The organism is Pantoea sp. Lij88 (assembly GCF_030062155.1).
Lineage (GTDB): Bacteria > Pseudomonadota > Gammaproteobacteria > Enterobacterales > Enterobacteriaceae > Pantoea.
Window position 1 is genome coordinate 180,064 of sequence record NZ_CP118267.1, and the last position, 14,062, is coordinate 194,125.

At 53.7% G+C, this 14,062-nt stretch carries 18 protein-coding genes and 1 pseudogene; 12 read left to right on the plus strand and 7 right to left on the minus strand.

The features are described from left to right. Nucleotides 1–73: 73 nt before the first annotated feature. The 4 genes from PU624_RS00965 to PU624_RS00980 form a co-directional block, all read right to left on the minus strand. Nucleotides 74–817: an SDR family oxidoreductase gene (locus PU624_RS00965; RefSeq protein ID WP_277976811.1), complete on the minus strand. Its 744-nt coding sequence runs from the start codon at nt 815–817 to the stop codon at nt 74–76. 57 nt (nt 818–874) lie between these two features. Further along, nucleotides 875–1,978 (minus strand): alkene reductase, encoded by a 1,104-nt coding sequence (locus PU624_RS00970; RefSeq protein ID WP_283545011.1) that lies wholly within the window; start codon nt 1,976–1,978, stop codon nt 875–877. A gap of 55 nt (nt 1,979–2,033) precedes the next feature. Then, on the minus strand, nt 2,034–2,615 hold the full coding sequence (locus tag PU624_RS00975; protein ID WP_283545012.1) for a TetR/AcrR family transcriptional regulator: 582 nt from the start codon (nt 2,613–2,615) through the stop codon (nt 2,034–2,036). A 64-nt stretch (nt 2,616–2,679) separates the two neighbouring features. Continuing rightward, a complete protein-coding gene (locus tag PU624_RS00980) occupies nt 2,680–3,321 on the minus strand; it encodes a TetR/AcrR family transcriptional regulator (protein ID WP_283545013.1) in 642 nt (213 codons plus the stop codon). An 85-nt stretch (nt 3,322–3,406) separates the two neighbouring features. On the opposite strand from PU624_RS00980, the gene PU624_RS00985 reads away from it, so the two are divergent. From PU624_RS00985 to PU624_RS01015, 7 genes are all read left to right on the plus strand, one after another. Next, nucleotides 3,407–4,057 carry a TVP38/TMEM64 family protein gene (locus PU624_RS00985; protein ID WP_283545014.1) on the plus strand — a complete coding sequence of 217 codons (651 nt, stop codon included), beginning with the start codon at nt 3,407–3,409 and terminating at the stop codon, nt 4,055–4,057. 1 nt (nt 4,058) lies between these two features. After that, on the plus strand, nt 4,059–4,442 hold the full coding sequence (locus PU624_RS00990) for a nuclear transport factor 2 family protein (RefSeq protein WP_134824470.1): 384 nt from the start codon (nt 4,059–4,061) through the stop codon (nt 4,440–4,442). A 69-nt stretch (nt 4,443–4,511) separates the two neighbouring features. Then, the gene (locus PU624_RS00995; RefSeq protein WP_222185871.1) at nt 4,512–4,898 is read left to right on the plus strand and encodes a nuclear transport factor 2 family protein; all 387 of its coding nucleotides are present in this window, start codon (nt 4,512–4,514) and stop codon (nt 4,896–4,898) included. Between the two features lie 48 nt (nt 4,899–4,946). After that, nucleotides 4,947–5,606 carry an NAD(P)H-binding protein gene (locus tag PU624_RS01000; protein ID WP_283545015.1) on the plus strand — a complete coding sequence of 220 codons (660 nt, stop codon included), beginning with the start codon at nt 4,947–4,949 and terminating at the stop codon, nt 5,604–5,606. Nucleotides 5,607–5,637: 31 nt separating this feature from the next. Further along, nucleotides 5,638–6,288: an NAD-dependent epimerase/dehydratase family protein gene (locus PU624_RS01005; protein WP_283545133.1), complete on the plus strand. Its 651-nt coding sequence runs from the start codon at nt 5,638–5,640 to the stop codon at nt 6,286–6,288. Nucleotides 6,289–6,321: 33 nt separating this feature from the next. Then, nucleotides 6,322–6,762 carry an SRPBCC family protein gene (locus PU624_RS01010; RefSeq protein ID WP_283545016.1) on the plus strand — a complete coding sequence of 147 codons (441 nt, stop codon included), beginning with the start codon at nt 6,322–6,324 and terminating at the stop codon, nt 6,760–6,762. Nucleotides 6,763–6,782: 20 nt separating this feature from the next. Then, a complete protein-coding gene (locus PU624_RS01015) occupies nt 6,783–7,391 on the plus strand; it encodes a flavin reductase family protein (protein WP_283545017.1) in 609 nt (202 codons plus the stop codon). A 34-nt stretch (nt 7,392–7,425) separates the two neighbouring features. On the opposite strand, the gene PU624_RS01020 is transcribed toward PU624_RS01015, so the two are convergent. Next, nucleotides 7,426–8,316, minus strand: coding sequence for a LysR family transcriptional regulator (locus tag PU624_RS01020; RefSeq protein ID WP_283545134.1), 891 nt, complete (start codon nt 8,314–8,316; stop codon nt 7,426–7,428). Nucleotides 8,317–8,519: 203 nt separating this feature from the next. Here PU624_RS01020 and PU624_RS01025 point away from each other — a divergent pair, with 203 nt between their 5' ends. After that, nucleotides 8,520–8,945, plus strand: coding sequence for a VOC family protein (locus PU624_RS01025; protein WP_283545018.1), 426 nt, complete (start codon nt 8,520–8,522; stop codon nt 8,943–8,945). A 110-nt stretch (nt 8,946–9,055) separates the two neighbouring features. Next, nucleotides 9,056–10,315 (plus strand): cation:dicarboxylate symporter family transporter, encoded by a 1,260-nt coding sequence (locus PU624_RS01030; protein ID WP_283545019.1) that lies wholly within the window; start codon nt 9,056–9,058, stop codon nt 10,313–10,315. Nucleotides 10,316–10,462: 147 nt separating this feature from the next. Here the strand turns inward: PU624_RS01030 and namA are convergent, their stop codons facing one another. Next, nucleotides 10,463–11,539 (minus strand): NADPH dehydrogenase NamA, encoded by a 1,077-nt coding sequence (gene namA, locus PU624_RS01035; RefSeq protein WP_283545020.1) that lies wholly within the window; start codon nt 11,537–11,539, stop codon nt 10,463–10,465. Nucleotides 11,540–11,652: 113 nt separating this feature from the next. On the opposite strand from namA, the gene PU624_RS01040 reads away from it, so the two are divergent. From PU624_RS01040 to arsC, 3 genes and pseudogenes are all read left to right on the plus strand, one after another. Beyond that, nucleotides 11,653–12,066, plus strand: coding sequence for a winged helix-turn-helix transcriptional regulator (locus PU624_RS01040; protein WP_283545021.1), 414 nt, complete (start codon nt 11,653–11,655; stop codon nt 12,064–12,066). Nucleotides 12,067–12,104: 38 nt separating this feature from the next. Further along, nucleotides 12,105–12,464: pseudogene (locus PU624_RS01045) on the plus strand (ArsB/NhaD family transporter); the annotation flags it as partial. A 12-nt stretch (nt 12,465–12,476) separates the two neighbouring features. Continuing rightward, nucleotides 12,477–12,902 carry a glutaredoxin-dependent arsenate reductase gene (arsC, locus tag PU624_RS01050; RefSeq protein ID WP_283545022.1) on the plus strand — a complete coding sequence of 142 codons (426 nt, stop codon included), beginning with the start codon at nt 12,477–12,479 and terminating at the stop codon, nt 12,900–12,902. Between the two features lie 524 nt (nt 12,903–13,426). On the opposite strand, the gene PU624_RS01055 is transcribed toward arsC, so the two are convergent. Beyond that, nucleotides 13,427–13,702, minus strand: coding sequence for a hypothetical protein (locus PU624_RS01055; protein WP_283545023.1), 276 nt, complete (start codon nt 13,700–13,702; stop codon nt 13,427–13,429). Nucleotides 13,703–14,062: the final 360 nt, after the last annotated feature.

Genomic DNA, 14,062 nt, shown 5'->3' on the forward strand with positions numbered 1-14,062 from the left:
AGGTCTGACGACGATAGGCTGACGCCTTTTATTTCAGAGATGAAGTGGCAGCCAGCCGGCTGCCATTGTTGATTTACCAGTTCTGCTTAGTAGGGGACACGATGAGATCGTTAACGGTCACGTTTCTGGGCTGGTTGAGTGCATAGACCACCGCATTTGCCACATCCTGCGGGCTGATAGCAATTTTTGTCAGCTCCTGCGCCACCTTACGCCCTTCCGGATCGCTCACTTTATCAGCCCATCCCGTGTTAATAACGCCAGGGCTGATGGTATTGACACGGATGCCCTTATTCACGCCCAGATCTTTACGCATCGATTCAGTCATGGCGTGAACAAAGAATTTGGTCGAACTGTATACACCCGCGCCGGCGTCAACCTGGTGGCCTGCCACAGAAGCCATGTTCAGGATCTGGCCGTCACTTTTGCTGAGCATAACCGGGAGTACCGAAGCAATGGCGTTCAGATAGCCCTTGATGTTGACGTCGACCATCTTGTTCCAGTCGTCCCACGCGATGTCACTCCAGGCTGAAAAGAGCATCAGCCCGGCGTTGTTAATCAGGATATCAACGGTACCGAAGGTATCGGTAGCATGCTTTACCAGCGCCTGTGTATCTTCAAGACGAGTCACATCCGTCACCAGACCGGAAGCATGGCCGCCGGCTGACTCAATATCCTTTACCAGCTTATCGAGGCCGGTCTGATCCAGTGCTGCGGCTACGATATTCACACCATGACGTGCAAGTTCCAGCGCGGTCGCGGCGCCAATGCCCGATGACGCACCAGTAATTACAGCGGTTTTGTTCTGCAGATGATTCATATTCTTATCCTTTTGGATGAGGTACAGGCGGCGGGAAGATCCCGCCGGTTGTATTTATCAGTAATTCGCTTCCGGCCAGTCGGTGTAACCTTTCGCGCCGCCGCCGTAGTAGGCTTCCTTAGGCGCGATGGTCAGCTCGGCGCCATAACGCAGACGCTTAACCAGATCCGGGTTGGAAATAAACAGGCGGCCAAAGGCAACGGCATCGATGATCCCTGCGTTACGGCGGCTGATCGCCATTTCGAGGTCATAGTTGTTGTTACCGATGAACGGACCGCTGAACTGCGCGCTCAGCGCATCCATATCCACCTCGGCAGGCACGTCACGCGATGTTGCAGTGGCACCCTCAACGAAGTGCAGGTATGCCAGATTAAAACGGTTAAGTTGCTGGATGAGATAGCCATACATCGCCATCACGTTGCTGTCCGGCGGCGTGTTGCCTGCGTCAGGAGTTACCGGTGACAGGCGGATGCCTACGCGGTCATTGCCCCAGATGTTGACGATCGCTTCAGTGACTTCCAGCGTCAGGCGCGCGCGGTTTTCTATAGAGCCGCCGTAGGCGTCAGTACGATGATTGGTTGAGTCGCGCAGGAACTGATCGAGCAGATAGCTGTTTGCAGAGTGCACTTCCAAGCCGTCAAAACCTGCGCGCAGGGCGTTTTCTGCGGCACGCTTATACTGCTCAATAATGCCCGGGATCTCGTCAGTTTCGAGCGCGCGTGGCGTCGATACCGGTACGAAGCCATTGACGGTATAGGTCTGGCCTTCGGCCTTGATTGCAGATGGAGCGACAGGACGCTCGCCGTCAGGCTGCAGTTCAACGCTTGAAAAACGGCCCACATGCCAGAGCTGACAGACGATTTTTCCGCCTTCTGCGTGAACGGCATCGGTGACTTTTTTCCAGCCGGCAACCTGATCTTCGCTCCAGATCCCCGGCGTAGCCGCATATCCACGGCCCTGAGCTGAGATATTCGTGGCTTCAGAAATAATCAGGCCGGCGCTGGCACGCTGGGCGTAGTAGGTTGCATGTAGCTCATCAGGTACGCCATCTTCGCCGTAACGGCTGCGGGTAACAGGCGCCATAATGATACGGTTGGCAAGCTGGAGGCTTCCCATTGCCACGGGGGAAAAGAGATCTGTACGGGTACTGTTATCAGTCATGGTTACTCCTAAATAGTTGACCGGTCGACTAGTAATTTGGTAGAAAAAAACGCGGCTACGCGAGCAGCCGCTTTGTTGCACTCATTGCTTTATCAAACGCCTGATCAGGTGTGTGAATTTTTGCCATCAGGGACGCGCCCAGCCAGAGCTGGTAAAGCTCTTCTGCAAGGGCCTTTGCGTCCACTTCGGACGGCAGTGAGCCATCACTCTGCCCCTGATGTATGCACGCCGTGATCCGAAGGATAATTTCACGGGTTCCGCTTGCCAGAACGCTTCGCATGCTGTCGTACTGATCGCAGACTTCTGCACCGAGCTTAACGACCAGGCACTTGCTTTCAGGCAGGTCGGCACCCTGTGTGACCTTCCAGAATGCAAAGTAGCGCAGCAGGCGCTCTCTGGCCGGTTCGCTGCCGCGCAGCTGCTCTTCAACCTGAATAAGATAGTGGATGAAGTAATTTTCCAGCAGGGCTTCAGCGAACTCTTCCTTGGACTGGAAGTAGTAATAGAACGATCCTTTAGGCACGCCAGCGGCTTTGACAATCTCAGCCAGGCCGACGGCGCTATAGCCTTTATGTGTAATAAGCGTCCGGGCAACATCAATGATGTGCTGACGCACGTTAGCCGTTTGTTTTTTCATAGTCCGGGTAGCATAACGTTTAAACTGACCGGTCGTCTAGTTTCTCGGGTTGCATTCTGTGCGATCAGAATTTTTCACGTGGCAGCAATCGAGACGCAAACTGCCCGGTTGCGCTCAGGCTTTCCGGCGTGGCCCCGTCTTTGGCCTCGATAGACATGCCCTCCAGAAGCGTATTCAGAACGGTAGCCAGTGCGGCGGTAGCGGTATCAGACGGCAGCTGCTTCTCCGTGACAGCCCTGCGAAGACGCTTTTCAAACAGATCTTTTCCTTCCTGCCTGAGCACGCTGACCGCTTCGACGACGTCAGCGGACTCCTGAGAGACATTGATGGCCGCAAGCACCACCATGCAGCCGCAGGGTGCAGAAGGGGAAAGCAGAATGTCTGCCGCTTCGCTGAAGAAGTTATCAATCGCCCGGGTAATATCGGGCTCTTCTTCAAGCCGCTCCCAGGTTGATTTCCAGTAGACCCTTTCGTAATAGCTCACGGCCTCCATGAAAAGTTTCGCCTTATTACCGAAGGCGGAGTACAGGCTTGGCGGATTAATTTCCATCGCAGCACAGAGCTCGGCAACCGAAGCGGGCTCAAAGCCTTTACGCCAGAAGATATCCAGCGCCCTGATCAGGGCCCTGTCGCGATCAAAGCTGCGCGGCCGCCCTTTGGGCTTTTGACTGCTGACTTCTGAATCTTTCGTCTTCACGTCGGGCATAAAATCATTCTCTTGACACATTACATAGCGATCACTATACAATAAGAACATTACATAGTGATTACTACATAAATACATGAGGCACATGTCAGATCTTGCGTTCTCCCTCAGCCACTATCTGCAGTCCGCCGGCGCGGCGGGGGTAGTGCTGTACTTCGTTATTTTTGTCGCCGTGACGCTGATGTTCTTCCCGGCTTCCCTGCTGACCGCGCTGTCAGGGTGGCTGTTTGGCGCGGCGGGCGGAACTGCGCTGGCTCTGCTGGCGGGTACCACCTCCGCATTGATCGCTTTCTGCATCAGCAAAAGCCAGTTATTTCCGGCAGCGGCGCGCGCCGCCAGCCGCCACCGCTACCTGAACAGCCTGCTTTCACTGTCGCAGAACAATGCCCTGCTGCTGATCCTGCTGCTGCGTCTGAGCTCCATTCTGCCCTTCGCGCCGCTGAACTACGCGCTGGGGATCAGCGGCGTATCGTTCAGAAAATATGCGACGGCGACGGTGGCTGGACTGATCCCCGGCACGTATGTTTATGCCGCTGCCGGAAGCGTTATTTCTGACTTACAGGTGCTTCTGCACGGCGGTTTCAGCGTCAGAGACGTTTTACAGCGCGCTGATGTGCTGACCGGCATGGCCGCCGTTGCGGCGGGACTGATGCTGCTGTTCGTCATAAACAAGATGTTCAAGCGAATTACGGGCATCCCTGCGGATACCCGCCACAACAAAACCGGAGACAGATGAAATGACCGACGTAACTTATGTTCAGGAATACAGCGCCATCGTGGAAGTGCTAAGCCAGTACAACGAAGGTGGAAAGCAGGCCAAAAGCGAAATAATGAAGCCCGCGTTCAGCGAGCAGGCCACCATCTTTGGCGTTGACGGTGATGCAAACCTCACCGGCGGTCCTATTCAGGGACTTTTCGACACCATCGATACCGCTTTCCGCCCATCCCCGGAAGCGAAGGCCGCCATCGTGCACGTTGATATCGTAGGCACCGCGGCAAGCGCGCGCGTCGATACCGATGATATTTCGGGCTTTCGCTTCACGGACTTTTTCAACCTGCTGAAGGTCAACGGGCGATGGACCGTAGTGAGCAAAATTTACCATACCCACGCCGCTTCCTGACATCAGCCATTCCCCCTTCATCCGTCGCGTCTGACCGCCAGACGCGGCAAAACCCAGAGAGGAAAAAACATGAGCCAGAATATCAAAACCGTCCCTGTTTCTGCCTATGAAGCCGTTCTCGACACGGCACGTCGCTACGTTGATGGCCTGAAAAAAGGCTGCGCCGAAACGGTGGCAGAAGCGTTTCACAAGGATGCCGTCATGTACGGTTTTACTGACGGTGAGCTGCTGGGAGGGTCTGTCGACAACCTGTATAAATTCGTCCGTGAAAACGGCAGTGCGCCAGAGATTGAAACGCATCTGGATGTGCTGGCCATCACCCCGACCACGGCGGTGGTGCGCGTGGACATGGAAAAGGATGCTATCGGCGCCGACTATAACGACTACCTGACCCTCATCCGCATTGACGGTCGCTGGCAGGTGATTGCGAAAGTCTATCACCAGTTTACGGGCTGACTGGCGGCAGTTTTTTAGCAAAAAACAGGTCTCGCAAAGGAGTTATCCATGAGTACGGTGTTTATTATCGGCGGCGCAGGCAAGGTGGGCCGGCGCCTGGCCAGAATTCTTACGGAGAAAGGGCTCGCTGTTCATGCGCTGCACCGTCAGCCCGAGCAGGCGCAGTTGATTCGTCTGCAGGGAGCAAAGCCCGTCAGCGGGAGCCTGACGGAGCTGGATGCCGCCGCCCTGGCGACCATGATGAGAGGCTGCGATGTGGTGGTCTTCTCGGCCGGTGCCGGCGGCAAAGGTGGCCCGGAAATGACGAACGCCATTGACGGAGAAGGGCTTAAGACGGCCGCAGAGGCAGCCGCGCTGGCCGGCATTTCGCGCTTCCTGCTGGTTTCGGCCTTTCCGGAGGCCTCAAGAAATGAATCCACCTCGGCGTCGTTTGAAAACTATATGCGGGTGAAAAAGCAGGCAGAAGTCATGCTGGCCGCAAGCTCGCTGGACTGGGTCATTCTGCGTCCCGGCCTGTTGCTGGATGACAAAGGTTCAGGATATGTCCGCGCCGGGCTGGCCATACCTTACGGGGAGGTCACCCGGGATAACGTGGCGGCCACGCTGGCTGAAATTATCGCTCAGCCCCGCGTCAGCCGCGTCATCATTGAGCTGACCGACGGTGAGGTGCCGGTACGAAAGGCGGTTCAGCAGATGGCGGAAAGCTGAGATGGACAGGTCCGCTGATTCAGATCCGGATATGCGGCTGCTGCTGCTCGGCGCAACGGGGCTTGTGGGCAGTCATGTCCTGCAGCAGGCGATGTCCAGCCCGCACATCGGTACCGTCATTGCGCCGACGCGAAAACCTCTCACATGGTGCGCCTCAGGCCCTACCCGGCTTATTAATCCCCTGATCGACTTTGATTCCCCCGACGCTGACGCTCTGGGGTGGCGCGTTGACGCGGTTATCTGTGCGATCGGCACCACAATTGCCAGAGCCGGCAGCCGGGAGGCATTCCGGCGGGTTGATCATGACTATCCTCTGAGGTTTGCCCGGCTGGCGCGTAATGGCGGCGCCTCAGCGTTCGCGCTGACCTCGGCGACCGGCGCAAATGACGACTCCAGATTTTTTTATAACCGGGTAAAGGGGGAGCTTGAACAGGCGCTGAGGCGCGAAGGTTTTACCTCACTGACGCTGGTCCGTCCCGGCGTTATTGCCGGCGATCGGGCTGAATCCCGCCCGGGTGAAACGGCGCTGAAGCAGGTGCTCAGGCTCTTATCGCCGGTTCTGCCACGCAGCTGGCAGCTCAGCCCGGCTGAAGACATAGCCCGCCATCTCCTCAGAGCGGTGACTCCACCCAGGCCGGGCATTCACATTGTTTCTGCAGGTGAAATAAATTCTGCAGGATAATTTTCTGAAGATGAATGATAAGAAGGAACCGTAATGTCAGAAGTGAACTTTAATGCCGTGGTTAACGCCCGTGCGGACCGCGTATGGCAGACGCTCAGCCAGTTCGGACGCATCAGCGACTGGCATCCTGCTATCTGCAGCAGCGAAATCGAAGATAATCAGCCCGACGGCCGCCCGGGCTGCCGGCGCCGGCTGGTACTTGAAAACGGCGACGTCCTGCGCGAAGAGGTCCTCATGCTGGATGCAGGTAAACGTGCCTTCTCGTATCGCTTTATTGAAGCGCCGCTGGCTGTAGATGACTATGTGGCTACGGTCAGCCTTATTCCACTGAGCGATCGTGACGAAACGGTCATCGTGTGGCAGGCAGTTTTTGAATCCCGATCCCGCAGCGATGTGCAGGCAATGGAAGCGAGCGTGCTGGCGCTGATAAAGTCAGGCCACCTCAGCCTCGCTGCCTACCTTGAAAATCAGTAGCAGCTTAACGGAGTCCGGAAATGAATGAACATATAATGCCTGTCGAGCCGGCAAAGGCCTACAGGCTGATAAATCACGGGCCGGCGACGCTGGTTTCAGCGCGCTATAACGGAACGGACAACGTCATGGCGGCGTCATGGGTCTGCGCGCTGGACTACGATCCGGCGCGGCTGACCGTCGTGCTGGACAAAACCGCATACACACGGGAGCTGATAGAAAAAAGTCGTTCGTTTGTGATTCAGGTGCCGGTGGCAGCCCAGGCATCACTCGTGCATTTCCTCGGATCGCATTCTCTGGCCTGCGAAGCGGATAAGCTCACGCAGTCTGGCGTGTCGCTTTTTGCGCTGCCTGGTGCGGATGTGCCGGGGGTTTCAGGATGTGCGGCGTGGCTGTATTGCGAACTCATCCCTGAAGACCATAACCAGCAGGCCTATGATTTATTCATTGGCGAGATCAAAGCGGCCTGGGCGGACAGTCGCGCTTTTAAGGACGGCCATTGGCAGTTTGAAAGCGGAGCCGCAGACTGGCGAAGTCTGCACTACATTGCGGGCGGCCATTTTTACGCTACCGGAGAAGCTGTGAAAGTGCACGATGCGCCACAGCTGACGCCAGGCGCACCGCAGGGCTGAACCTCATGTGTGCATTACTACGCCTGCATGAGGTTCAGGCTGTGGCCGGACGGGTTTGCCGGCTTGCCAGCAGGATAATCTGCTCAGAAATCCGCCGGACGTCCTCGTCAAGGCTTTCAAGCGGGCGGTGAATAAGCCCTACGTCCCGGTAAAATACCTTATCTCCGAGGCCAATTGCCCTCACGGACGCCGGCCAGCGCCGCCAGGTGGCGGTCCGGGGCAACAGGGCAACGCCCATGCCGTTACTGACGAGCTTGAGGATGGCCTCAAGCTCGTCCACCTCGCAGATTTCGTTGACCGAAAGGCCCATTTCGCGAAGAAACCGGTCAACCTGACGCCCGCCGAATGACGAACGATCGTAGCGGATAAAAGGCTGGGCGCTCAGTAATGCGGCAATATCGTCACCGGCAACACCTTTTGGCACGATAAGGTGGAAAGGTTCATGAGCCAGCGTGCTCCACTGCAGCCCTGCCGGCATTGCAAAAGGGGGTTTCAGCACTGCGGCCATATCAATTTCGCCTGCGTCAACGAGGTTAAGCAGGTCCATCGACAGGCCTGGTATAACACGTATGCGGCAGCCGGCACTCTGTCTGCAGAACGTCGTCAGCGCATCCGGAAGCAGCGTTCGCTGTATCGAGGCAATGGCCCCTATCGTGATGGTTTTACCCGGGTTATACCGGTTCAGTCTCTCACCCAGACCGTCATACAGCGTGAGAAGCTCCTGCGCCTGAGAGACCAGTTGCACGCCTTTCTGGTTCAGACGAGCGTTTCTTCCCGACCGGTCAAACAGCGGAAAGTTTAAGTCGGCCTCCAGCCTCTGCATCTGGGCGCTGACGGCCGCCTGCGTCAGCCCGATTTTATTGCCTGCCGCCGCAAAAGTCCCTTCCTTTGCCACCATCAGAAACGTTTTTAGTTCACGGATCATCACGCCCACAATCCACAAATATTATTTGTTATATATAAAAATATAAATTGATTTTAATCAAATTAAATTATTCATAAGCTCATTTGTGACGGTAATGTTAATGCATACGAGCCTCCTGACTCCGAATTCGCATTAAGCATTGCGCCTCCTGAAACTATTCATCCTGCCGCAAGCCGGCGGATATTCTTACTGAGGATGCATAAATGAGCCTTTCCCCTTTCCATCTGGCGATCCCCGTATACGACCTGAAAGCAACACGTCATTTCTATGGCGAGGTCTTTGGCCTGAGTGAAGGCCGTTCAAGCGAACAGTGGGTGGACTTTGACTTCTATGGTCATCAGCTGGTCATTCACGAACATCCTAAAACCGCATCGCAGGAGAGCGTGCACTCCAACTCCGTCGACGGTCATGAAGTACCTGTCCCGCACTTTGGCATCATCCTGAAGTGGGAGGAGTGGGAGGCCCTCGCTGAACGCCTCAGATCCTTTAACACTAAATTTGTCATCGAACCCTACATCCGCTTTAAGGGACAGGTTGGCGAGCAGGCCACCATGTTTTTATTCGACCCGTGTGGTAACGCCCTTGAGTTCAAGGCGTTCAAGGATATGAGCCAGCTTTTCGCGAAATAACCTCTCTGGCACGGCTTCAGGCCGTGCCACATCACACCTTCACCCGACGATTTTAGCGTGGCTTCTGTCTCGTTCAGGCGGAGGTTGCTCCTGTTCAAACCGAGGGCGTAATGAAAAAAATAACACTGGTATGGCAGATTGTTATTGGTCTTGCACTTGGAATCATTGTGGGCTGGTATTTCAATACGCACCCCGAGTATCAGCAGTGGGTCAGCCATGAAATCCTCAAGCCGCTTGGCGATATTTTTATCAAAATGATGAAAATGGTCGTGGTGCCGATTGTTTTCTGTTGCATGATTCTGGGCATAACCGGAAGCGGTGACAATAGGTCGTTCGGGCGAATGGGCGTGAAAGCGCTCGGCTATTTTTTTACCGTAACGGGAGTGGCTATCGTCTTTGGACTGGTGCTGGCTAACATTATTTCCCCCGGCGAAGGCACCAGTATTCAGGGAATGGCGCACGGCGACGGGCACATGAAGATGGAGCCGGCGCGTGGCGCTCTGGTTATTCTGCAGAATATTGTGCCTGATAACCTGTTTGTCGCGCTTTCTGAGGGCAAACTCCTGTCAGTCCTGTTCTTTGCCGTGCTGTTCGGTCTGGCGCTTAATGGCCTTCCACGGAACAAAACGGCACCCATCCTCGGCGTTCTCCAGAGCGTATCCGATGGCATGTTCAGGGTGGTGTCGATCGTCATGGCATACGCGCCGGTTGGCGTGTTCGGCATGATTGGTGCCACGGTGTCCACGTTTGGTTTTGCCTCCCTTTTGCCGCTGCTCAAGCTAATTGGCACCGTCTATCTGGGGCTGATTTTATTTGCCGTGATTGTGCTGGGCGGGATCTGTGCGCTGATCGGCGAAAACGTTTTTAAGCTGATAAAGCATTTTCGCCAGGAACTGGTGCTGGCATTTTCAAGCGCCGCTTCTGCAGCGGTGATGCCCCAGCTGATGTACAAGCTCGAACGTTATGGCGTACCGGGGCGGATCGTCAGCTTTGTGGTGCCCGTGGGATATGCTTTTAACCTTGACGGCGCGTCGATATTTCTCGGTGTGGCAACCATATTCGTCGCTCAGCTTTACGGTATCGACCTGACGCTGATGCAGCAGGTCATTTTAGTGGTAACGATGGTGCTGACCTCGAAAGGGGCGGCTGGTGTACCGGGGTTCGCCATTCTGATCCTCTCCGCCACTCTGGCATCTGCGGGGCTGCCGCTTGATGCCGTTGCCCTGATAGCCGGGATATTCCGTATCATCGACAGCGGTACGACGACGCTCAACGTGCTGGGAAACGTTGTTGCTCCACTGGTTATTAACCGGTGGGAAAAAGAGCCACTGTCCTTCGAAGGCTCTCAGCCGGACCTGAATAAACGCTGATGCAAAAAAAAGAGGGGAACGGTGCATGTTCCCTTTAAAGCTAACTTACATCTGATTTGAGCATTTGGGCGGCTTATTCGTATGCTCTTTTTAAGAGCACCGATATTGGATTAATTTGTCCAATACAGGCTCCCGAAGGAGCCTCGATTAACGTTCTACAGTGCTATCCAGATCAGCTGCTGCCACACGAGGCTGTGAGCGCTGCCAGCCAGAACCATAACGGGTATATTGTGCTGGTACCGGGAGTTTTACATCCAGATTATCTGCAGCGGTACGTGCCCAGAACGGATCTTTGAGCATATCACGACCAACCAGAACGATGTCGGCGCGACCATTCTGCAAAATTTCTTCTGCCTGGCGACCTGTTTCAATCAGACCTACCGCACCGGTTTTGATATCCAGTTCACGGCGCAGTAACTCAGCAGCCGGGACCTGATATCCAGGATAGGTAGTTACCGGCACCATAGCGATTCCACCGCTTGAGCAGTCGAGCAAATCAATACCTTGCTCTTTCATCCATTTACCAAATACCACAAAGTCTTCAGGCCGGTTTCCACCTTCCATATAATCAGTCGTGGAAATGCGCATGAAAAGTGGACCGTTCCATTCGCTACGCACCACATCAATAACTTCACGCACAATACGGTAGCGGTTTTCGTGGCTTCCTCCGTATTCGTCGGTACGCTTGTTAGCTAGCGGAGATAAGAATTGGTTTAAAAGATAACCGTGGGCGCCGTGGATTTCGATAACATCGAAACCGGCTTCACGTGCCCGACGCGCGCCTTGTCGGAATGCCTCTACAACTTCCTTGATCTTTTCAACGCTCATGGCCTGAGGCACGCGAGACTGCGGCGTGAACGGAATCGCTGACGGGGCAATAGATGGCAGGTCAATGCCCAGCTGGCGACCAGCATGACCAATTTGTGCGCCAGCTTTGGCACCAAAACGGTGAATGGCGTCCGTCACGCGTGAAAGGCCCTCGATGTGGCTGTCGTCCCAGATACCAATATCACCGGGGCCGATCGGGCCATTTGGCAGAACGGAAGCTGTTTCCAGCATAATCAATCCCGCACCGCCCAAGGCACGAGCGCCGTAATGAATAACATGAAAATCATTCACACGACCATCTTCAGAAGCAGAGTGCATGCACATCGGGGACATGGCAATGCGGTTGCGGAATTCAACTCCATGAATGGTAATTGGTTCAAAAAGTAAGACAGACATTTATTCTCCGGAAAGTGTTTGATATTTGACCCGCTCAAAGTACCATATGATCAAATCTGGTTTATACGGTTATAAATTACCTATACTTACCAAAAGGTAACCAAAGAGAATTTATGAAAAAATTACGCAATTATGACTGTGCTCCTGGGTGCTCAATGGAGGCAGCGCTTCATATAATGGGAGGAAAGTGGAAAGGGGTTATCCTTTATCATCTCTTTAAAGACGGTACGCTACGTTTCAGTGAGCTTCAGCGGTGTATGACCAGTATCAACCAGCGACTGCTGACGAAGCAGTTACGCGAGCTTGAGGAGGACGGTCTGATCGTGCGTCAGGTTTATCCTGTTGTTCCGCCTAAAGTGGAGTATTCGCTGAGTGAAGAAGGTCGTGAGCTCAATAAAATTGTCATGGATTTGAGTATATGGGGCAGAAAGTGGCTGGAAAGACGAGGTCTAAAAACCGCCGTTGAAGAAGATATGGATGAATTGAAAGTGGTGTTGGGCGAATATGATGAAAATAGAGTTCAGTGATGATTCCTGAATTTACCTGTCAATTGTCAGACCCAACTATGCTGGCAGACAACGGTTTATGGGCCGCCACGTTCGGTACCGGCTTCCTGACTGCCTTCATGTCGTCGGTGATGAACAATATGCCGACGGTGCTGATTGGTGCGCTGTCCATTGAAGGGAGCACTGCGACTGGCGTCGTCAGAGAAGCAATGATTTACGCCAATGTGATTGGCTGCGATTTAGGTCCCAAAATTACCCCAATCGGGAGTCTGGCAACCCTGCTGTGGCTGCATGTACTGGCACAGAAAAACATGAGCATTACCTGGGGATATTACTTCCGGACAGGCATAATTATGACCCTGCCGGTGCTGTTCGTCACTCTGGCCGCGCTGGTATGGCGGCTCTCTGTCACTTTGTAATGAGATACTGATATGAGCAACATTACTATCTATCACAATCCTGCCTGTGGTACTTCACGTAACACGCTGGAGATGATCCGTAACAGCGGCACCGAACCAACAATTATTTATTATCTCGATACGCCACCGACACGAGAAGAGCTTACCTTGCTGATTTCAGAAATGGGGATTTCTGTACGTGCATTGCTGCGTAGGAATGTTGAGCCTTATGAGCAATTGGGTCTGGATGAAGATAAATTTTCTGATGCGCAATTGATCGATTTTATGCTTCAGCACCCGATCCTGATTAACAGGCCGGTAGTAGTGTCACCGTTAGGGACACGACTTTGCCGTCCCTCAGAAATTGTGCTGGATATTCTCCCTGAAGGTCAGAAAGGTTCTTTCACCAAAGAGGATGGAGAAAAGGTGACTGATGAGGCAGGAAGACGGTTTAAGTAACCTGGCTAGTTCACATTAGCGGACACCGGGCGTCCGTTCCTCGCTCATAGCGGACCTTAGCCTGCCATCAGTCCGCTGTGTCAGAAGCGGACGTTGCTTTCATCATGGTATGTTGGTTTACGGGGAGCAGGTCATAGGTTTGAATCTCTGCCTGAAAGCTACTCTCTTTGGCCCTCGGGGCTTATGAAGTTATCAGCTCACCGATAAGGACAGAATCACCTTCCCCTATCTGGCATAATGCTATATTCACAGCGGTTCGTTTAACGGGGGGATTTATGAATTCGGACGAGGATGACAATGAAAAAGCACTAGATCTCATTGGTAGTACTGCCCGCAGGCTGCTCAGTCACAAAGCCACAGTAGGGAAAGATGAATTGATTAATGCACTGGAACTGCTCAGAAAAAGCACCGCGGACCGGCGTGTGCGGGGAAACATCATAAAGGCGATTCAGATGCTGAGTCACCGGGTACACTGACCCGGTGAGGCAGAACGTAATAGTAGAAGTAAAAATGCCGGATAACTATCAGTACCCAATACTTTGCTGGCAAGAAAATTCGCGCGATAATCGCTTTATTTCAGCACTGCTATTACCGGAACAGAGGGCTGTGGCGAGAAGTCTGCTGGTCTGTCTGATTGCCTCTTTAATGATTTCACGACGGGCAGCCTCTGTCTCTACTTTAAGCATCTGTTTCAACTGTCGGGAAAGGGTGTAAGCGCTGAAGACATCGTCGTCCTCAAGCAGCGCTAATATGGCTTCGCCAATAACGATATTGATCTTTTCTTCTTCACTTCTGGACATATCAAACTTCCTGTTGCCCGGCGGTAAGAGTCCGTCGCAGCGGACAAGCAGTATTGCTTTTGAATGGTTATAGTTTTTGCCTGATTTCAGCAACAGCACTAACCTGGCTGAAACTATGAAATCATGCCTGCCCTGAGTGTAACAGAGTTGGACTAACCTGCCCGAAGTTTAATCAGCTCGGTCACCCCTTTTATTCCAGGCCCACCGGGGTGATGATGATTCTACGAGATCAAATAATGTGCATTTAGGTCTCATTAACGTTCTATTGTGCCAGAAGCAGACTGACCTCTGCTCGCCGTTGATTTACTCAGAACGCTATTAGCAACGTCCGCTTTTCGCTCATAGCGGACGTTTACTATC